We start from the raw sequence: 18766 nt of genomic DNA, 5'->3' as shown, positions 1-18766 counted from the left end.
TGGGCTCGTCGGGGATCCAGCGCAGTGGGTCTTCTCCCAGTCGAAAGAGACCCTGCGCGGGGCGATCGTGCAGTGCCCGCGCTCGTGCTCCTCGTCCTGGGGGCTCACAGCGGCGGCTCCAGTCGGGCGAGCGCGCGCAGCGTTCTCGGGGCGAAGCGGGACATGAGACGGCCACCGTGGGCCTCCGGGGTGACGGGGACGACGGCCTGGTTGCGCACGACCGCGCGCAGGACGGCGTCCGCGACCTTCTCCGGCGGGTAGTTCCGCAGTCCGTACAGCCGTGCGGTCCTCCGTTGTCGGCGCTTCTCCTCCTCCGCGTCGACGCCGGCGAAGCGCGCGGTCGAGGTGATGTTGGTGTTGACGATGCCCGGGCAGATCGCCGAGACCCCGATGCCCTGTCCGGCCAGCTCGGCGCGCAGGCACTCGCTCAGCATCAGTACGGCCGCCTTGGACGTGCTGTACGCGGGCAGCGTCCTGGAGGGCAGATACGCGGCGGCCGAGGCGGTGTTGACGATGTGGCCGCCCTGGCCGCGCTCGGCCATCTGCTTCCCGAAGAGCCGGCAGCCGTGGATCACACCCCACAGATTGACGTCGAGGATCTTCCGCCAGTCCTCGGCGGTGGTGTCGAGGAAGGACCCCGAGAGCCCGATTCCGGCGTTGTTCACCAGCACGTCCACCACGCCGTACTCGGCGGAGACCTTCTCGGCGAGCTTCTCCATGGCCTGCTCGTCCGAGACGTCGACCGCCTCGGCCCACGCCTCGGGAGCGCCGATCAACTGGGACAACTCCGCTGTGCGGGCCGCTCCTTCGGCATCCAGGTCGACGGCGATCACGCGCGCGCCGGCCTCGGCGAACGCGAAGGCGGTGGCCCGCCCGATGCCGCCGGCGGCGCCGGTGACCAGCACCAACTGCCCGCCGAACCGATCGGTGTACTTCCCGGTGGCGACCGGGGCGGGCCGTCCACCCTCGGTGGCCGTGACGAACTCGGTGATCCAGGCCGCCAGTTGGTCGGGCCGTGTGCGCGGGATCCAGTGCTTGGCGGGCAGGGTGCGCCGGGTCAGCTGCGGAGCCCACGACTCCAGGTCGTCGTAGAGCTGTTCGGAGAGGAACTGATCTTTCAAGGGCGTGATGAGCTGCACGGGCGCGTGCGCGTACGCGTCGTCACGGGGGTGAGCGAGACGGGCTCGCATGTTGTCCCTGTACAGCCACGCCCCGTGCGCGGCGTCCGTGGGCAGCGAAGAGCTGGGGTAGTCACCGCGGGGCAGCTTCTCGGCCCGCCGGACCAGGCCGGGCCAATGCTTGCCGAGAGGGCCGCGCCAGGCGAGCTCGGGCAGCACGGGCGTGTGCAGCAGGTAGCTGTACCAGGACTTGGCGCCCTGGCCGAGGAGTTGACCGATCCGGCGCGGGGTCGGGCGCTTCACCCGCCGCTTGATCCAGTGCCCCATGTGGTCGAGGGACGGTCCGGACATCGAGGTGAACGACGCGATGCGTCCCTCGGTGCGCTCGACCGTCACGAACTCCCAGCCCTGCACCGAACCCCAGTCGTGACCCACCAGGTGCACGGGCCGGTCGGGGCTGACGGCGTGCGCGACCGCCAGGAAGTCGTCCGTCAGCTTCTCCAGCGTGAACCCGCCGCGCAGCGGCTTCGGCGCCGTCGACCCGCCGTGGCCGCGCACGTCGTAGAGCACCACGTGGAAACGCTCCGCGAGCCGTACGGCGACCTCGGACCAGACCTCCTTGGAGTCGGGGTAGCCGTGCACGAGCAACACGGTCGGCTGCCCGGGGTCGCCCAGCTCGGCGACGCACAACTCGACTTCGTCCGCCCGCACCCGGCGCTCCCGCGCGCTCTCGAGCCCTGTCACGTGTCTCCCTTCGCTCATCGGCATTTCTCCTCCGCCCACCGCCGGACGTGCGGCAGGTCGTCGTCCAGCCAGAAGGCGCTCTCCGCGGGATCCGCGGAGTCGGTGACGACCAGGATCTCCTCGAACTTCGCGCCCGTGCCCCGGAAACCGAGGTGGGGCTCGACCGCCCACAGCCCCGGCCGCGGCGGGTGGTCGGAGAACCGGTACGGCGACCAAAGCGGCGACCAGCCCTCGCGATGTCCATGCAGCGCGTCGGCCGCCAGTCCCTTCAACGACTGTGTGCCGAACCCGAACACATGCGGTGACCAGCGGCGTTCCTTCACCCGGTCCACCTTGTGCGCGATGACACCGAAGGGATACGCGCGATGCCGGTTGGCGTATCCCTGGCGGACCATGAGCCGGTCCACGTCCTCGTAGATCTCGCGCAGCGACCGGCGCTCGCGCACCTCGCGCAGGATCAGCTCACGGTGCGCCTGGAGATCCGCCATGAGCTTGTCGTGCAGGCGACTCGGCCCGAGACAGCCCGAATAACCGATGTCCGCCGTACAGCCTCTGTACACGGGGGCCATGTCGAGGATGAACGGCATGCCCGCTTCGAGGCGACGATCGGTGGGGAAGAACTGCAGCGGTATGCGGAAGTTCACGAACGCCGTGCGGTCGCCGAACCAGGCGAAGGGCAGGTGGAACCAGTCCCGCACCCCTCGCTCGCGCAGCCAGCGACGCTGCATCCGCGCCGCCTCGCGCTCGGTCACACCCGGTTTCAGCTGGGCCGCGACCGCTTCCGCGCACTCGTACGCGAGGGTCTGCACCTGCCTGAACCCCCGCAGCTCCGCGGTGAGTTCGCCCGTCAGTGCCGACGTCATGTCACTGCCCCACCTGTCTCCATCGACTACGGTCCGTGTTCGCAATGTGACACTGATGAATGTGACAGTGATTGACGGCTGCGTCAATGGCAGTGCGCGAGGCCTGTGGAAAACCGGCGGCTCGAGGGCAGGTACGGAGGCGGGCACGAAACGGTGACGCCGGTCGTTCCCCCTTATGGCGGCCGTTGCCGCGGCTCGAGACCGTCGGTTGTTCGACCTCAGGGTGACCCCTAGGGGGACCGGCGGTTGATGCCCCCTACGGGCCCGTACGACTCGAGAGTGAGACGGAGACAGCTCTGCGGGGTGACGACCGCGGCGGCCCGCGACCCTAATGTCTAAATCGTGACTGTGATCGCGACCGAAAGCCTGAGCAAGCGGTTCCCGAGGGTAACCGCCCTTGACCGGCTCTCCGTGGACATCGGACCCGGTGTGACGGGACTCGTCGGTGCCAATGGCGCCGGCAAGTCCACACTGATCAAGATCCTGCTGGGTCTGTCCCCCGCCTCGGAGGGGCGTGCCGAGGTGCTCGGCCTCGACGTCGCCACAAAAGGCGGCGCCATCCGCGAGCGGGTGGGGTACATGCCGGAGCACGACTGCCTGCCACCCGACGTCTCGGCCACCGAGTTCGTCGTGCACATGGCCCGGATGTCCGGCCTCCCGCCGACCGCCGCGCGCGAGCGCACCGCGGACACCCTGCGCCATGTCGGCCTGTACGAGGAGCGGTACCGCCCCATAGGCGGCTACTCCACGGGCATGAAGCAGCGGGTGAAACTCGCCCAGGCCCTGGTGCACGACCCGCAGCTGGTCTTCCTGGACGAGCCGACCAACGGCCTGGACCCGGTCGGCCGGGACGAGATGCTGGGCCTGATCCGCCGCATCCACACCGACTTCGGCATCTCGGTCCTGGTCACCTCCCACCTGCTCGGCGAGCTGGAGCGCACCTGCGACCACGTCGTCGTGGTCGACGGCGGCAAGCTGCTGCGGTCCAGCTCCACGAGGGACTTCACCCAGAACACGGCGACCCTCGCGATCGAGGTCACCGACAGCGACGAACACCCCGACGGCACCAGCGCGCTGCGCGAGGCCCTCGTCGGGCGTGGGGTGACCGTCTCCGAGGGCAGCGGCCTGCCGGGCGCCGGGCACATCCTGCTCCTCACCGCCCAGGGCGAGGAGACCTACGACCTGGTCCGCGACATCGTCGCCGACCTGGGCCTCGGCCTGGTCCGCATGGAGCAGCGCAGGCACCACATCGCCGAGGTCTTCACGGACAACGACGAACAGACGGGCACCCGGAGCGCCCAGGACGCACGGAAGGAGGCGGTCGGCCATGGCGGTTGAGCAGCACGGTGCACAGGCACCGGCCCTCACCGGTGGACAGCCCGCGCGTGCGGGCGAACAGAGCCGCATCCACAACATCGGATACCGCTCCTATGACGGCCCCCGTCTGGGCCGCGCCTACGCCCGCCGCTCCCTCTATTCGCAGTCCTTGCGTGGCGCGTACGGGCTGGGCCGCTCGGCCAAGTCCAAGGTGCTGCCCATGCTGCTCTTCGCGGTGATGTGCGTACCGGCGGCCATCATGGTGGCGGTCGCGGTCGCCACCCAGGCCAACGACCTGCCCATCAAGTACACCGACTACGCGGTCATCATGCAGGCCGTCATCGGCCTCTACGTCGCCTCCCAGGCACCGCAGTCCGTCTCGCGCGACCTGCGCTTCAAGACGGTCCCCCTGTACTTCTCGCGCCCGATCGAGACCGCCGACTACGTCCGCGCGAAGTTCGCGGCGCTGACCTCGGCGCTCTTCGTCCTCACCACGGTGCCCCTGCTCGTGCTCTACGTGGGCGCGCTGCTGGCCAAGCTCGACTTCACCGACCAGACCAAGGGATTCGCGCAAGGACTGGTGTCCGTGGCACTGCTGTCGCTCCTCTTCGCCGGTATCGGCCTGGTGATCTCGGCGGTCACACCGCGCCGCGGCTTCGGCATCGCGGCCGTCATCGCCGTCTTCACCATCTCCTACGGGGCCGTGTCCGTAGTCCAGGCCATCGCCGATGTGCAGTCCAGCACCGAAGCGGTGCCCTGGCTCGGCCTCTTCTCGCCGATCACGCTGATAGACGGTGTACAGACCGCCTTCCTGGGCGCCACCTCCGCCTTCCCCGGCGGACACGGCCCCTCCAGTGGGCAGGGAGTCGTCTATCTCCTCGTCGTCCTGGGTCTCATCGCAGGCTCCTACGGCCTGCTGATGCGCCGCTACCGAAAGGTCGGGCTGTGACCACGCTCAACATCGACCACGTCTCGCGCTGGTTCGGCAATGTGGTGGCGGTCAACGACGTCACGATGACGATCGGCCCCGGCGTCACCGGCCTCCTCGGCCCGAACGGCGCCGGCAAATCCACCCTCATCAACATGATGGGCGGCTTCCTCGCCCCCTCCACGGGCTCCGTCACCCTCGACGGCAAGCCGGTGTGGCGCAACGAGCAGATCTACAAGCACATCGGCATCGTCCCCGAGCGCGAGGCGATGTACGACTTCCTCACGGGCCGCGAATTCGTCGTCGCCAACGCCGAGTTGCACGGCCTCGGGGCGAAGGCCGCCCAGCGGGCGCTCGCCACGGTGGAGATGGAGTACGCGCAGGACCGCAAGATCTCGACGTACTCCAAGGGCATGCGCCAGCGCGTGAAGATGGCGTCCGCCCTGGTCCACGAACCGTCTTTGCTCCTGCTGGACGAACCGTTCAACGGCATGGACCCGCGCCAGCGCATGCAGCTCATGGACCTGCTGCGGCGCATGGGAGACGAGGGCCGCACGGTGCTGTTCTCGTCCCACATCCTCGAAGAGGTCGAGCAGTTGGCGGCCCACATCGAGGTGATCGTCGCCGGACGGCACGCGGCGAGCGGCGACTTCCGGCGCATCCGCCGGCTGATGACCGACCGCCCGCACCGCTACTTGGTGCGCTCCAGCGACGACCGGGCCCTGGCCGCCGCGCTGATCGCCGACCCGTCGACCGCCGGGATCGAAGTGGACCTGGCTGAGGGTGCGTTGCGCATCCAGGCCGTCGACTTCGGCCGGTTCACGACCCTGTTGCCGAGGGTGGCCCGGGACCATGGCATCCGTCTGCTGACGGTCTCCCCGTCGGACGAGTCCCTTGAGTCCGTCTTCTCGTATCTCGTCGCGGCGTAGGAGGCCAAGATGTACGACCCCACAGTCGCCCGGCTCACCTACCGGGCCCTGCTCGGCCGCCGTCGGGCCCTCATCCTCAGCGCGCTGCCCGCCCTGCTGATCGTGCTCTCCGTGGCCGTGCGCGCCCTGAGCGGCGCCGACGACCAGGTGGCCGCGGACCTCCTCGGCGGGTTCGCCCTCGCCACGATGGTGCCGATCATCGGCGTCATCGCGGGAACGGGCGCGATCGGGCCGGAGATCGACGACGGCTCGGTGGTGTATCTGCTGGCCAAGCCGGTGAAGCGGCCGACGATCATCTGCACGAAGCTGATCGTGGCTGTCGCGGTGACCATGGCGTTCTCGGCCATACCGACACTGCTCGCGGGTCTGATCCTGAACGGCAACGGACAGCAGATCGCGGTCGCCTACACGGTGGCGGCGCTGGTCGCCTCGATCGCGTACGCGGCGATGTTCCTGCTCCTCGGGACGGTCACCCGCCACGCGGTCGTCTTCGGGCTCGTGTACGCGCTCGTCTGGGAGACGCTCTTCGGGTCCCTGGTGGACGGCGCGCGCACGCTCAGCGTTCAGCAGTGGGCGCTTGCCGTCGCCCAGAAGGTCACCGACGGCGGCCTCGTGACCTCCGATGTGGGGCTGCCGACCGCGGTGGTTCTGCTGACGGTCGTCACCGCGGGTGCGACCTGGTACGCGGGGCAGAAGCTGCGGACGCTCAAGCTGGCCGGCGAGGAGTGACGGAACCTCCGGGGTGGTCGGCCCCGGAGGACGACCTCTCTTGATCTTGACAGGGCCTTCACGTACGTCCCGGCACACTGGGCGAGGCGGTAACGATGGGGCATACGCGGCCAGGAAGGGTGGCCAGGAGGCGGGAGGAACGGGGATGGCAGCGGAGGTGTCGCCCGACGGCGGCGAGACGCAGGGCTCGGTGAGCGACGACACGGCTGAGTTCGGAGCGCACTCCAGGACCGGGCTGGGCGCCGGGGCGGGCTCCGGGACGGGGTTGGGCGCCGGAGCCGGAGTCGAAGCGGGCTCCGGGGCCGGATCGGGTGCCGAGGGTGGACCGGCTGACGAGGCTGGAGCCGGATCCACGTCGAGGCTCAGGCCCGCGGCCGGTGTCGGGGGCGCGGGCGGGGATGGCTGGGACGGCCTCGTCCTGGACGAGGACTTCATACGGTCCGCCGAGACGGCCGAGCCGTCGGGTCGGGCGCGGATGCTCGCGGCGCGCTGGCGGCAGCAGGCACCCGACCCCCAGCCCTGGCGGTCGGACGAACCACCCGCCGGGTGGTTCTTCAGTAAGGCGCGACGACGCAGATGGCGCCGCCGGTGACCGCGTCGCGCGGTGGGCAGCCGTGCGGTGGATATTCGGTGGCGTGCAACTCGTCTGCCGGGCACAGTGGTTGATGTCCAGGCCGCCGGGTCGAGCCGGCGCCATGTTCTGGGAGAGGAGCCCGGCGATGCTGTCCTTCAGGCGCAGTACGTCGAGCTCCCGACAGGGCAGCGCACGGCGGGCTCCGGAGTAGTAACCCCTCCGTCGAGTCCGTCCCCCCCCAGCAGGGAGCTGCTCGGGGCGGCCGCTTCGAGCACGCGAATCGCTTCGCGTGGGCCGCCCACCCGGAGGATTGGCCGAGTGGTAAGGCACCGGCTTGCTAAGCCGTGGTCGGGTTTTGCCCGCGCACGTTCGATTCGTGCATCCTCCGCTGTTTCTCTGTCGCTGTGACTTGGCCGGGTTCTTGGGCTGGGGGTACGTGTAGGGCGGCTCCCTTGCTGTGCTGGGCCGCGGGGCGTTCTTGAGGGTGTTTGGCAACTTGCGCTGGGCGAGCGTGGGTTTGGCCTCCCGGCGCTCGCAGGGCGCCTCCCCCCTCTCGGCTTCGCTCGAGAGGGCCCTCATCGCCCACCCGTGCCGCCCCAGCGGCACGACTGCCCGCAGCTATGGACGGCGACGACGGAGGGGCGACTTCGATCGGGCAAGTACGGGACCCGCAGTATCGCTTTCCCCACCAGACTGGGGTAGCCCGCAGCCGAGCCCCCCTGTGCTGACGCCGGCCGTCCTTTGTGCTGACGCCGGCCGTCCTTCGCCGAAGTCGGCTCGTCGGACGGCCCATCGTTCGTCAAGCCGGCAAGCTCAGCAGCCGTTCCAATACCTCGGCGATGCCGTCGTCCTCGTTGGAGGAGGTCACTTCGTCGGCGATCGCCTTCAGGTCGGGGTGGGCATTGGCCATGGCCACCCCGTGCGTGGACCAGGTGAACATGGGGATGTCGTTCGGCATGTCGCCGAAGGCGAGGGTGTCGGTGCGCTTCGCGCCGAGGCGGCGGGCGGCCAGGGAGAGGCCGGTGGCCTTGGTGAGGCCGAGGGGGAGGAGTTCGACGATCCCCTCGCCGGCCATGGCGACGGTGACGAAGCCGCCGGCGGCCTGACGGGCGGCTTCGGCGAGTTCGTCGGAGGTCAGGGTGGGGTGCTGTATGTAGATCTTGTTCAGCGGGGCCGCCCAGAGGTCGGACACATCCGTGAGCGGGATAGTGGGGAGCGAGCCGTGCAGGGCGTACCCGGCGCCGACCAGTACCTCGCCCTCCAGGCCCGCGCGGCTGGCGGCCAGGCGCAGGGGGCCGACCTCCGCCTCGATCTTGGCGAGGGCCACGGCGGCGAGCTGCCGGTCCAGGGTGACGGCGGTGAGTAGACGGTGCTCTCCGGCGTCGTAGACCTGTGCGCCCTGGCCGCAGACGGCCAGTCCCCGGTAGCCGAGGTCGTCAAGGACGTGGCGCGTCCAGGGGACGGCCCGGCCGGTGACGACGATGTGGGCGGCGCCCGCCGCGGTGGCCGCGGCGAGCGCCTCACGGGTGCGCCGGGAGACCGACTCGTCGGAGCGCAGGAGCGTTCCGTCGAGGTCGGTCGCGATCAGCTTGTACGGGAAGCCCGAGGGAGCCTCGGACGCCTCCGACATCTTGGGTTTCCCGGAGTGGGGGGAGCCCGCGGGGTCCCCGGCGGCAGCCGCTTCGCTCACTTGGCTACCCGCTCCAGCACCTCGCGGCCGCCCAGGTACGGGCGCAGGACCTCGGGCACGTGGACGGAGCCGTCGGCCTGCTGGTGGTTCTCCAGGATCGCGACGATGGTGCGCGGGACGGCGCAGAGGGTGCCGTTGAGCGTGGCCAGCGGCTTGACCTGCTTGCCGTCACGGACGCGGATCGACAGGCGGCGCGACTGGAACTCCGTGCAGTCGGAGGTCGAGGTCAGCTCGCGGTACTTGCCCTGGGTCGGGATCCACGCCTCGCAGTCGAACTTGCGCGAGGCCGAGGAGCCGAGGTCGGCGGAGGCGACGTCGATGACCCGGAACGGCAGTTCCAGCGACGTCAGCCACTGCTTCTCCCAGTCCAGCAGGCGCTGGTGCTCGGCCTGCGAGTCCTCCGGCGCGACGTACGAGAACATCTCGACCTTGTCGAACTGGTGGACGCGGAAGATGCCCCGGGTGTCCTTGCCGTGCGAACCGGCCTCGCGGCGGAAGCAGGGGGAGAAGCCCGCGTAGCGCAGGGGGAGGCGGTCGGCGTCGAGGATCTCGTCCATGTGGTACGCCGCGAGCGCGACCTCGGAGGTGCCGACCAGGTACAGGTCGTCCTTGTCGAGGTGGTAGACGTCCTGGGCGGCCTGGCCGAGGAAACCGGTGCCTGCCATCGACTGCGGGCGGACCAGCGCCGGGGTCAGCATCGGGGTGAAGCCGGCTGCGGTGGCCTGGGCCATCGCCGCGTTGACCAGGGCGAGTTCGAGGAGGGCGCCGACGCCCGTCAGGAAGTAGAAGCGGGAGCCGGAGACCTTGGCGCCGCGCTCGGTGTCGATGGCGCCGAGGATCGTGCCGAGCTCCAGGTGGTCCTTGGGCTCGAAGCCCTCGGCGGTGAAGTCGCGGATCTCGCCGTGCGTCTCCAGCGTGACGAAGTCCTCCTCGCCGCCGACGGGGACGTCGGGGTGCACGAGGTTGCCGAGCTGGAGGAGGAGCTCCTGGGTCTCGGTGTCTGCCGCGTCGCGCTCGGCGTCGGCGATCTTGACGTCGGCCTTGAGCTGTTCCGCGCGCTTGAGCAGCTCGGCCCTCTCGTCGGCGGAGGCCTTGGGGATCAGCTTGCCGAGCGACTTCTGCTCGGCGCGGAGTTCGTCGAAGCGGACGCCGGACGACCTGCGCCGCTCGTCGGCAGACAGGAGGGCGTCGACGAGCGCGACGTCCTCTCCACGGGCGCGCTGGGACGCGCGCACACGGTCGGGGTCCTCACGGAGCAGGCGAAGGTCAATCACCCCTCAAGGCTACCGGTGCGTGGTTCCGGCCCACGACTTGAATTCGTTGTACGCCGCTTCTGTGGTGGTCTGAACCAAATGTCGATGGCGATGACGGATGTCGGTGAGCCTCGATGAAGTCAATGAAATGGGGTCGAACACCCTGAAAGGGGGCACGGATGTGACGCCTGGTTGACTCGACTCCCTTGCGGCGTATGGGACTTGGGGATCGACTGTCCACAGAAATCCACAGCGCCGGAGAGTTATCCACAGGCTGTGCGAAAGATCTGTGGATGCGGGAGAAGATCGTTGGGGAAGGCGGGCGTCGACTCGAGGATTCCCCACCCAAACCACCTTCCCGCCCCCTTTCGAGTGGATTCGCACAAGAATGGGTCGCTCTAAAGGATTGACTGGAGGAAACGCGTGGACGAAGGGTGACCGACGGGGTTGTGGACGCAGTGGGGCCCTCGAAGGTGATTTGTCGACCAAGTGGCACCGCGTTGTCGACTTGTCCCCAGGTCGAGAAGCCCACCTGTGGATAACTTCTGTGGACAAAAAAATAAGCAGGTAGGACCGGCGGCAGGGCTGTCCTAGAACCGGCCGTCCTGGCAGCGCGCCACCCAGTCCGACGCGGCCACGAACTCGGTGTCGGAGGTCCCCGGCAGCGTGGGCCGGATCTTCGCCGTCGTGGCGTCCGCACGCGGGTACGAACCGAGGAAACGCACCTGTAGGCAGACGCGCTTCAGGCCCATCAGGGCCTCGGCCACCCGGCGGTCGGAGATGTGACCCTCGGCGTCGATGGCGAAGCAGTAGTTGCCGATGCCCTCGCCGGTGGGGCGGGACTGCAGCAGCATCAGGTTGACACCGCGGACGGCGAACTCGCCGAGCAGATCACGCAGTCCGCCGGGGTGGTCGTCGCGCTGCCAGATGACGACGGAGGTCTTGTCGGCGCCGGTCGGGGCGGCGGGCCGGGCGGGACGGCCGACCAGGACGAACCGGGTCTGGGCGTTCTCCGCATCGTGGATCTCGGTCTCCAGGGCCTCCAGGCCGTACCGCGAGGCCGCGAACTCACCGGCGAAGGCGGCGTCGTAACGGCCCTCCTGGACGAGGCGGGCGCCGTCGGCGTTCGAGGCGGCGGACTCCCAGACGACGTCGGGCGGGAGGTTGGCCTTCATCCAGTTGCGGACCTGCGGCTGGGCGGCCGGGTGCGCGGTGACCGTCTTGATGTCCGAGAGCTTGGTGCCCGGGCGGACCAGCAGCGCGAAGGTGATCGAGAGGAGCACCTCGCGGTAGATCATCAGCGGGGCCCCGGCGACCAGCTCGTCGAGCGTGGTCGTGATGCCGCCCTCCACGGAGTTCTCGATCGGGACGAACGCGGCCTCGGCCTCGCCGTTACGGACGGCGTCGAGGGCGGCGGGGACGGACACCATCGGGATGAGCTCGCGGGTCGCGGACTCCGGCAGGGTGCGCAGGGCGACTTCGGTGAAGGTGCCTTCGGGGCCGAGGTACACGTAGCTGGCTGGCATGGACTCACCCTAATGGGCCTAGGGCGACCCGGCGTACGCGTCTCCCGTACACCACCCCTGAGAGCGATGTACGGCCCGGGAAGGCGCCCTCGCGCCTCCCGGCCGACGACGCCGAAAGTGGCTAGCTCTCCAGCAACCTCTGCCCTACGTACTCCCCCTCCGCCGCGCCCCCCGGGACCGCGAACAAGCCGCTCGACTCGTGGCGGATGAACTTCGACAGGGCGTCGCCGCGGTCGAGTTTGCGTTGGACGGTGACGAAGCCGCGGAGGGGGTCGGCCTGCCAGCAGACGAAGAGGAGGCCCGCGTCGGGGGTGCCGTCCGCGTCGATGCCGTCGTGGAAGGAGAAGGGGCGGCGGAGCATGGCCGCGCCGCCGTTCTGGTCAGGGCGGGTGATGCGGGCATGCGCGTTGATCGGGACGAGGAGATTGCCCTGGGAGTCGGTCTTCTCCAGATCCATCGCGGTCGTCTCGGTCCCCTTCGTGCCCCCGCTCAGCGGCGCACCGTCGGACTTCCGGCGCCCGATGACGTCCTCCTGCTCCTTGAGCGAGAGCTGCTCCCAGTCGTCGAGGAGCATACGGATGCGGCGTACGACGGCGTAGGAGCCGTTCGCCATCCACGCCGGGTCGCCGGAGGTGTCCGGTGAGGCGGAGGCGGGGACGAAGATCCGCTCGTCAAAGTCGGACTCGGTCGGCTTCGGGTTGCGGGTGCCGTCGATCTGGCCCATCAGGTTGCGTGCCGTCATGGGACGGGCTGTGGCACCCGGGGAACGGTTGAAGCCGTTCATCTGCCAGCGCACCCGGGCGGCGCTGCCCGCGTCCTTCTGGATCGCGCGCAGCGCGTGGAAGGCGACGAGCGCGTCGTCGGCGCCGATCTGCACCCACAGGTCGCCATTGCTGCGTGTCTTGTCGAGATGGTCCGAGGAGAAGTCGGGCAGCGGGTCCAGAGAGTCCGGGCGCTGCTTCTCCAGACCGGTACGGGAGAAGAAGTTGTGTCCGAAGCCGAAGGTGACCGTCAACGACGACGGTCCCGCGTCACGGGCGATGTCCGTGTCGTCCTGGGCCGCGGCCTCGCCCGCCATCAGCCGCCGGGCCGTGCCCGACCAGCGGCGCAGCAGGGCGGCCGCCTCCCTGCGCCCCGCGCCGGCGGCCAGGTCGAACGCGACGAGGTGGCCACGGGCCTGGAGGGGTGTGGTGATCCCCGGCTGGTGTTTCACGTGAAACATCACCTCCCCCGCGCCGAGGGAGGACAGGGGGGTCACTTTCTCGGAGGAGGAAGTAGAGGAAGAGGCTGCCGCGTATCCGGCGGCGCCGCCCGCCGCGCCCAGTGCGAGGCCGGTGGCGCCGGCCGTGCCGAGCAGACGGCGCCGGGAGATCGTTCCACCGGTGGGTGGTGTGTCGCCGCTTCGCCCTGGCTCCGAGAGGCCCGAGGGCGACTGCGGGTCATGTGTGGTTGATCGCGCCCGCGCGGCGGCAGCCGCATTCTCCACACTGCCCCGCGCGCCTGGGGAGGTGGAGCCTGTCTCGACAGTGCTGCCCCCGGTGGGGTCGTTCCCCTCGGAGGGGGCCGTCGTGGACTGGTCAGCCATGGTGTGTTTCAGCCGATCTTCGCGTTCTTGCTGACGGTCACCTGGTCGATGTCAGATGTCCGTACGGTGATCTCGATCTTCCAGTCGCCCGCCATGGGGATCTGCACGCCGTCCGCCGTCCAGTGGCCGGTGGTGATGCGGTCGGGGACGACGGGCAGGGGGCCGATCTTCTTGGTCTCCAGGGTGAAGGCGACCTTCACCTCGGGGATGTCGAAGGGCTTGCCGTCGGGGCTCTGGACGTAGACGTGCATCTCGTTGGCGCCCACGCGCGCGGGGTCGATCTCCAGCCGGGCCACGCCCTTGCCGTTCTTGCCGCCCGTGTCGAACGACATGTCCAGCGCCAGCGCGCCGGACTGCTCGGCTTCCTGCGTCACGGCCGCGTTGGCCGCCTCGGCCTCTTCCACCGTGCGCCCCGGCTCGGTGGCCGTCAGGACCGTCGTGACGGCGAGGAGTACGACGGCGACGCCCGCCTCAGCCAGCACCGACCGACGCAGCCCCGTACGGCCCGGATCGGCGCTCCGTATCCGCTTCTCACGCGCGCTCGCCATCGCCGCCTGCTGCCGGGCGAGCTGGACGGCCCGCTCGGAGCCACCGTCGGAGGCAGCCGCGGAACCACTGCCGGATGCAGGCGAGGAGCCACCCCCGGCGGCCCGCTCGGAACCGCCGACGGTGGCGTGTGCGGCCGCGGGCTCCTTCTCCACCACGGCTTCCGCTTCCACCGCGGCCGGCGCCTCCGCCAGCTGCGCGGTCCACCGGCGCGAGATCCACGCGATTCCGACGAGTACGGCGACCAGGCCGATCTTCACGAGGAGCAGCTGCCCGTACGACGTGCCGGTCAGCGCCGACCAGGTGCCGACCTGGCGCCACGACTGGTAGATACCGGTCGCGGTCAGTACGAGCACGCTGCCGAACGCGACCCGCGAGAACCGTCGTACGGCCGCCGTCTCGATCTGTGCGTCGACGGGCGCCCGGAACAGGGCCACAAGCAGGGTCGACAGGCCGCCCAGCCAGGCGGCGACCGCCAGCAGATGCAGGACGTCCAAGGGCATCGAGATGCCCGTCTGGATGCCGGTCGAGGCGTGCTCGGCCATCGCCCAGCTCGCGGCGAGACCGGCGGAGACCACGCCCCCACCGATGGCGAGCCCGAAGGTGAGGTCCCGTTGGCGGGAGTGGTCGTCGTCCTCGTCCTCGTCGTCCTCGTCGTCCTCGGCGTCCTCTGCGGAGTCCTCTGCGGTGTCCTCAGAGGTGAGCTTCTCGGAGACGCCCTTCCCAGAGGTGTCATCGGCGGCTGAGGTACGACCCCGAGGTGCCTCCTCGGCGCCACCGGCCCCCTCGGCGATCTCCCCGTCGACCTGCTCGACCTGCTCGACCTCCTCGACCTCCTCGACGTCCCTGTCGTCCTCGGCCTCCTCGTCCCGCCGTGCGTACGCCCCGAACAGCACCGCGATGAACAGCGCGGCCGCGGCGAGCAGCAGGAGCCGGGAGACCAGAGCCGCGCCCGTCTTGGTCTGGAGGACCTGGCCGACGAGGTCCAGGTCGAAGATGTCGCCGAGTCTGCCGGACCCGGTGTAGGAGCCGCGCAGGAGCAGCATCGCGAGGGTGGCGGTCGTCAGCGCGAGCCAGCCGGAGACGACGAGCCGCTGCACGGGCCGTACCCCGGCACCGCGCTGCCAGCAGGCCAGCACGAAGGCGGCGCCGCCGACCAGCAGGATGAAACCGGCGTACGAGAGATAGCGCGCGAACCCGTAGAGGCCGCCGACGATCCCGCCGCCGGCCTCCTGCTCGGGTACGGCGACCGTCGTCTTGGAGGGCGCCCCCACGGAGAAGGTGAAGGCGCCGGAGACGGGGTGGCTGTCCGCCGACACGACCTGGTACGTGACCGTGAACGTGCCGTCGGGCAGCCCCGAGTGCAGCTCGACCCCGTAGCTGTTGCCGCCCAGGTCGGTGACCTCGCCGGTGTCGGCCTGCTTGCCCTTGGGGTCGTACACCCGCACCGAGCCGTCGGACATCGCGACCTTCTCGGAGAACGTGAGCGACACCTGGCCCGGCGCCTCCTGGACCACGGACCCCTGCTGTGGGTCGCTGCCGGTCAGCGCGGCGTGCGCGGAGACGGGCACGGCACCGGCGAGCAGCGCTCCGAGGGTGGCGAACAACAGCAACAGCAACGGCCTCAACCGGCTCAACGGTGCTACCTCCCTCAGTGCCCGCTGGTCGGCTGGTACGTCGCCGACTTCACAGGCATCTCGACCGTGATGGCCTTGGACTTGGTGAAGTTCAACCGCAGAGACACCGTCTCGCCTTCCTTCGGCTTGCGCTTCAGGTTCTCGAACATCAGGTGGTTTCCGCCGCTCTTGAGCACGAGTTCGCCGTCGGCGGGGACCTTCAGAGCCGTGACCTTCTGCATCGACTGCCCGGTCGTCTCGTGGACGGTGACGTCCTGGGCGATGTCGCTGGTGACGGAGGTGAGCTCGTCCGCCGTACCGCCGTCGTTCTCGATGACGAGGAAGCCGGCGGCCATGGAGTCCGTGACGGGCTGCGGCATGTAGGCGTCCTTCACGGACAGCTTCGCGGCGGAGGAACCGGAGGAATCAGCGGAGCCGGATGAACCGGATGACCCGGAGGAACCGCAGCCGGTCAGGACGAGCGCGGCGGCGGCGACCAGGCCCGGACCGGCCAGGACACGTCCGACGAGCCGACGCCTCACGGGTTCTCGCCCTTGAGCAGCTTCGGCAGGTCCTTCTCGTAGTCCTGCACGGTCGCGTCCTCGCCGTACAGCACATAGCCCCCGTCGGTCTTCGGCGAGAACGCGATGACCTGGGTGCCGTGCTCGGAGATGGTCTTGCCGTTCTTGTCCTTGGTCGGCGGACTGATGGAGATGCCGAGGGTGCGGGCGCCGGCCTGGATCTCGTCGAAGTCGCCGGTCAGGCCGACGATCTCGGAGTCGATGCCCTTGAGCCACTTGCCGAGTTCCGCCGCGGTGTCCCGCTCGGGGTCGGTGGTGACGAAGACGAGCCGGAGGTTCGCCAGCTCCGACTTCGACAGCTTCTTCGACACCTCCTTCTTCGCGACCGCGATGTTGTTCATGGTCAGCGGGCAGATGTCGGGGCAGTTGGTGTAGCCGAAGTAGATCAGCGTCGGCTTGCCCTCGGTCTCCTTGCGGAGGTCGTACGACTTGCCGTTGGTGTCGGTGAGGACCAGGTCCGGCTTGGTGAACGGCTGGTCGAGGACCGTGGCCGCCTTCCGCGGACCGGTGTCGGAGACCTCGGCGACCGACGTCGTGGAGTCGTCGCCCGTGCCGCAGCCGGAGAGGGTGAGGACGGCCGCGACGAGCAGGGCGCCGGCCGCGAACGTCTTCTTCTTCGTGTTCGTGCGCATAGAAAAATGTCCCAGATGTTCGAGCCCCGGCGCGCACGGGGGTGTACGCCGTCGCGGAGAGCCGTACGACAGACGTCGTAGGGAAGCCAGTCGTACGGAAGCCAGTCGTACGTACGGGCCCGCGTGCGCGCCGAGGGGAGGAAGTGAGTAGCCCGAGGTCAGCCTCGGGCCGGAGTCTCAGGCGTTCGTGCGCCGTCGGCCGGCCAGAACGCCGTACGCCACACCCGCGACGCCGAAGACGATGCCGACGATGCCGAGCACGCGGGCGGTGGTGTCGCTGGTGTCCGCGGATGCGGCGGTCTCGTTCGACGCGGCCTCGGCGTCCGCGGCGTCCGCCGACTCGTCGGAGGCGGTGGAGGAGCCCGACGAGCCGGATGAGCCGTGGTGGTCCTCGGTCGCGGCGGACAGCGCGAGCACCGCCGCCGGGTTCTCGGGCTCCTCCTGGCCTTCCTGCGGCACCTCGATCCACCGGACGACGTCCTTGTTGGAGTACGTCTGGATGGCCTTGAAGACCAGTTCGTCGGTGTCCTCGGGGAGTTGGCCGATGGAGACCGGGAACTTCTGGAAGAAGCCCGCCGCGATGCCGTCGCCGGTGGCGGTCCAGGTGATCTTGGAGACGGCCTCGTCGATCTGCTCGCCGTGCAGTTCGACCGGCTTGTCGAGCTTGGCCTCGGTGACGTCGATCTTCCAGCCGGGGATGGCTTCCGGCTGGGCCGAGGCGAGCGGGTGGTCGGTCGGGAAGTTCACTTCCAGCTTGGTGGTCGTGGCATCGTCGCGCTCGTTGGGGACCTTGAAGTTGACGGTCGCGTACCCGCCCTTGGCCGCCGTGCCCTCCGCCGCGACGCTGACGTGCGCGAACGCGGGGCCGGACAGGATGAGGACGGCCGAGCCGGCGAGGGCGCCGACGGCGGCGATACGAGAAGCCTTCATGAGTGGTGACACTCCACAGTGAATGAGGAAGAGGAAAGGGACGGCGCGCGCCGAGAGCCGGGAGCGGAACGGGTGCGCGCGTGTCGACGCCGTACGACGGCGTCCCCTCCCAGGTGCTGTGTGGAGTGAGTGCGCGTCGTTTCAGGCGGCGAGGGCGAAGGTGGGCGCGGCGGTCGGCGGGCCGCGCCGGACCACCGTGTGCTGGAGGGTGGTCGTCCGCAGGGCCGTCGGTGCCGCGTAGGTCGCGGCGCGCGAGGCGCGTGACAGGGCCTCCGGCGCACTCGGGAGCCCGGCCCACAGGGCCCGCGCCAGCGCGAGTGCCCCGCGCAGGGACCGTACGAGCGGCTCCTGGGCCGACAGCCGGACGAGGCGCAGCAGCGCCAGGTCGCCGTGGCGGAGCACCCACCCGGCGGCGACGGCCGCGAGGACATGGCCGAGCAGCATGGGCAGCGACGGCAGAACGGCGGCGGAGGAGCCCGCCGCGGTCGTCATGGCGTCCGCCGGGTCGTGCGCGGCGTGCGTGCCGCCGACCCCGGCGTCCATGAGGATCCGCCGGGCCTGAGCGGGACTCAGGGCCGCCGCGGTCGTGCCGCACAGGAGCCGGGCGGCGCGCTCGACGAGCAGCGCGTCCATGGTCTCGGCGGTCCGCGATGCGGCCGCCGTCCCGTGCTGGCCCAGCCCGAACAGGATGTGCAGCACGGTCTGGCCCACCGCCAGCATCGCCGCGATCCCGGGCAGCGAGCGTTCCCGTCCGGCCAGCGCGGCAGCGACGGTGAAGACGCCGACGAACCCGACGCCCAGGCTCCACAGCGGGATCGTCGTGCACGAGGCGAGCGCGTGCCCGCCCCCGGCCAGCACGACGCAGACCGCGGCGAACACCGCGGCCCGCAGAACCCGGAGATCACCTCCGGCGCGCGGTCGGCGCGGGGCGCATGGCCGGTGTGGGTGGGGGGCAGTCATGGCGGGCTCATCATCGCACCGGGGCGCTCCGCTGGGTTCGGCGGGTTCACGACGGGGGGTACGGGGGGAACGGGGCCGGTGTTCAGGTGAGGGTTGGGCGCGGTGGGGGGTGCGGTGCGCGTGGCGGCTGCGGGTTGTGGGTGGCTTGTCGCGCCGTTCCCCGCGCCCTCAACGAACGCGCCGTCCCCTGCGCCGCCAAAGAACGCGCCGTTCCCCGCGCCCTCAACGAACGCGCCGTCCCCTGC

At 70.1% G+C, this 18766-nt stretch carries 16 protein-coding genes and 1 tRNA gene; 6 read left to right on the top strand and 11 right to left on the bottom strand.

Annotated features, from left to right (window positions below):
- Positions 1-104 precede the first annotated feature (104 nt).
- Together JIX55_RS25780 and JIX55_RS25775 are read right to left on the bottom strand one after the other, a co-directional pair.
- Positions 105-1880: an SDR family oxidoreductase gene (locus JIX55_RS25780; protein WP_257565649.1), complete on the bottom strand. Its 1776-nt coding sequence runs from the start codon at positions 1878-1880 to the stop codon at positions 105-107.
- A complete protein-coding gene (locus JIX55_RS25775; RefSeq protein ID WP_257565648.1) occupies positions 1877-2725 on the bottom strand; it encodes a M24 family metallopeptidase in 849 nt (282 codons plus the stop codon). The genes JIX55_RS25780 and JIX55_RS25775 overlap by 4 nt, the downstream gene beginning before the upstream one ends.
- Positions 2726-3073: 348 nt before the next feature.
- Between JIX55_RS25775 and JIX55_RS25770 the strand changes: the two genes are divergently transcribed.
- The 6 genes from JIX55_RS25770 to JIX55_RS25740 all read left to right on the top strand — a co-directional run bounded on the left by JIX55_RS25770 (position 3074) and on the right by JIX55_RS25740 (position 7590).
- Positions 3074-4063, top strand: coding sequence for an ABC transporter ATP-binding protein (locus tag JIX55_RS25770; protein WP_257569483.1), 990 nt, complete (start codon positions 3074-3076; stop codon positions 4061-4063).
- Positions 4053-4991: an ABC transporter permease gene (locus JIX55_RS25765; protein WP_257565647.1), complete on the top strand. Its 939-nt coding sequence runs from the start codon at positions 4053-4055 to the stop codon at positions 4989-4991. The genes JIX55_RS25770 and JIX55_RS25765 overlap by 11 nt, the downstream gene beginning before the upstream one ends.
- Positions 4988-5899 carry an ABC transporter ATP-binding protein gene (locus tag JIX55_RS25760; RefSeq protein WP_257565646.1) on the top strand — a complete coding sequence of 304 codons (912 nt, stop codon included), beginning with the start codon at positions 4988-4990 and terminating at the stop codon, positions 5897-5899. The genes JIX55_RS25765 and JIX55_RS25760 overlap by 4 nt, the downstream gene beginning before the upstream one ends.
- 9 nt (positions 5900-5908) lie before the next feature.
- Positions 5909-6628: an ABC transporter permease gene (locus JIX55_RS25755; RefSeq protein WP_257565645.1), complete on the top strand. Its 720-nt coding sequence runs from the start codon at positions 5909-5911 to the stop codon at positions 6626-6628.
- 265 nt (positions 6629-6893) lie between these two features.
- Positions 6894-7220 carry an SGM_3592 family protein gene (locus tag JIX55_RS51500; RefSeq protein ID WP_257569482.1) on the top strand — a complete coding sequence of 109 codons (327 nt, stop codon included), beginning with the start codon at positions 6894-6896 and terminating at the stop codon, positions 7218-7220.
- A gap of 286 nt (positions 7221-7506) precedes the next feature.
- Positions 7507-7590, top strand: a tRNA-Ser gene (locus JIX55_RS25740).
- 411 nt (positions 7591-8001) lie between these two features.
- On the opposite strand, the gene JIX55_RS25735 is transcribed toward JIX55_RS25740, so the two are convergent.
- The 9 genes from JIX55_RS25735 to JIX55_RS25695 all read right to left on the bottom strand — a co-directional run bounded on the left by JIX55_RS25735 (position 8002) and on the right by JIX55_RS25695 (position 18521).
- A complete protein-coding gene (locus JIX55_RS25735) occupies positions 8002-8832 on the bottom strand; it encodes an HAD family hydrolase (protein ID WP_257565644.1) in 831 nt (276 codons plus the stop codon).
- 56 nt (positions 8833-8888) lie between these two features.
- The gene (gene serS, locus JIX55_RS25730) at positions 8889-10166 is read right to left on the bottom strand and encodes a serine--tRNA ligase (RefSeq protein WP_257565643.1); all 1278 of its coding nucleotides are present in this window, start codon (positions 10164-10166) and stop codon (positions 8889-8891) included.
- A 569-nt stretch (positions 10167-10735) separates the two neighbouring features.
- Positions 10736-11671, bottom strand: coding sequence for a prephenate dehydratase (gene pheA / locus JIX55_RS25725; protein WP_257565642.1), 936 nt, complete (start codon positions 11669-11671; stop codon positions 10736-10738).
- 121 nt (positions 11672-11792) lie between these two features.
- Positions 11793-13256, bottom strand: a complete 1464-nt coding sequence (gene efeB / locus JIX55_RS25720; protein WP_257565641.1) for an iron uptake transporter deferrochelatase/peroxidase subunit — start codon at positions 13254-13256, stop codon at positions 11793-11795.
- Between the two features lie 8 nt (positions 13257-13264).
- Complete coding sequence (locus JIX55_RS25715; protein ID WP_257565640.1) at positions 13265-15439, bottom strand: copper resistance CopC/CopD family protein; 2175 nt, start codon at positions 15437-15439, stop codon at positions 13265-13267.
- Positions 15440-15453: 14 nt separating this feature from the next.
- A complete protein-coding gene (locus JIX55_RS25710; RefSeq protein ID WP_257565639.1) occupies positions 15454-15960 on the bottom strand; it encodes a copper chaperone PCu(A)C in 507 nt (168 codons plus the stop codon).
- Positions 15957-16631 (bottom strand): SCO family protein, encoded by a 675-nt coding sequence (locus JIX55_RS25705; RefSeq protein ID WP_257565638.1) that lies wholly within the window; start codon positions 16629-16631, stop codon positions 15957-15959. The genes JIX55_RS25710 and JIX55_RS25705 overlap by 4 nt, the downstream gene beginning before the upstream one ends.
- Positions 16632-16808: 177 nt before the next feature.
- Positions 16809-17561 (bottom strand): YcnI family copper-binding membrane protein, encoded by a 753-nt coding sequence (locus JIX55_RS25700; RefSeq protein ID WP_257565637.1) that lies wholly within the window; start codon positions 17559-17561, stop codon positions 16809-16811.
- A 141-nt stretch (positions 17562-17702) separates the two neighbouring features.
- Positions 17703-18521: a hypothetical protein gene (locus JIX55_RS25695; RefSeq protein ID WP_257565636.1), complete on the bottom strand. Its 819-nt coding sequence runs from the start codon at positions 18519-18521 to the stop codon at positions 17703-17705.
- Positions 18522-18766: the final 245 nt, after the last annotated feature.

Source organism: Streptomyces sp. DSM 40750, from assembly GCF_024612035.1.
GTDB lineage: Bacteria > Actinomycetota > Actinomycetes > Streptomycetales > Streptomycetaceae > Streptomyces.
Note: the sequence above shows the minus strand (reverse complement) of the source record. Positions and strands in the feature narration are given on the sequence as shown.

Bases quoted from the DNA above. Each gene is read 5' to 3' on its own strand.
- JIX55_RS25705 (WP_257565638.1), bottom strand. From the start codon at position 16,631: ATGCGCACGAACACGAAGAAGAAGACGTTCGCGGCCGGCGCCCTGCTC.
- JIX55_RS25695 (WP_257565636.1), bottom strand. From the start codon at position 18,521: ATGACTGCCCCCCACCCACACCGGCCATGCGCCCCGCGCCGACCGCGC.
- efeB (WP_257565641.1), bottom strand. From the start codon at position 13,256: ATGGCTGACCAGTCCACGACGGCCCCCTCCGAGGGGAACGACCCCACC.
- pheA (WP_257565642.1), bottom strand. From the start codon at position 11,671: ATGCCAGCCAGCTACGTGTACCTCGGCCCCGAAGGCACCTTCACCGAA.
- JIX55_RS25735 (WP_257565644.1), bottom strand. From the start codon at position 8,832: ATGTCGGAGGCGTCCGAGGCTCCCTCGGGCTTCCCGTACAAGCTGATC.
- JIX55_RS25780 (WP_257565649.1), bottom strand. From the start codon at position 1,880: ATGAGCGAAGGGAGACACGTGACAGGGCTCGAGAGCGCGCGGGAGCGC.
- JIX55_RS25755 (WP_257565645.1), top strand. From the start codon at position 5,909: ATGTACGACCCCACAGTCGCCCGGCTCACCTACCGGGCCCTGCTCGGC.
- JIX55_RS25775 (WP_257565648.1), bottom strand. From the start codon at position 2,725: ATGACGTCGGCACTGACGGGCGAACTCACCGCGGAGCTGCGGGGGTTC.
- JIX55_RS25765 (WP_257565647.1), top strand. From the start codon at position 4,053: ATGGCGGTTGAGCAGCACGGTGCACAGGCACCGGCCCTCACCGGTGGA.
- JIX55_RS25700 (WP_257565637.1), bottom strand. From the start codon at position 17,561: ATGAAGGCTTCTCGTATCGCCGCCGTCGGCGCCCTCGCCGGCTCGGCC.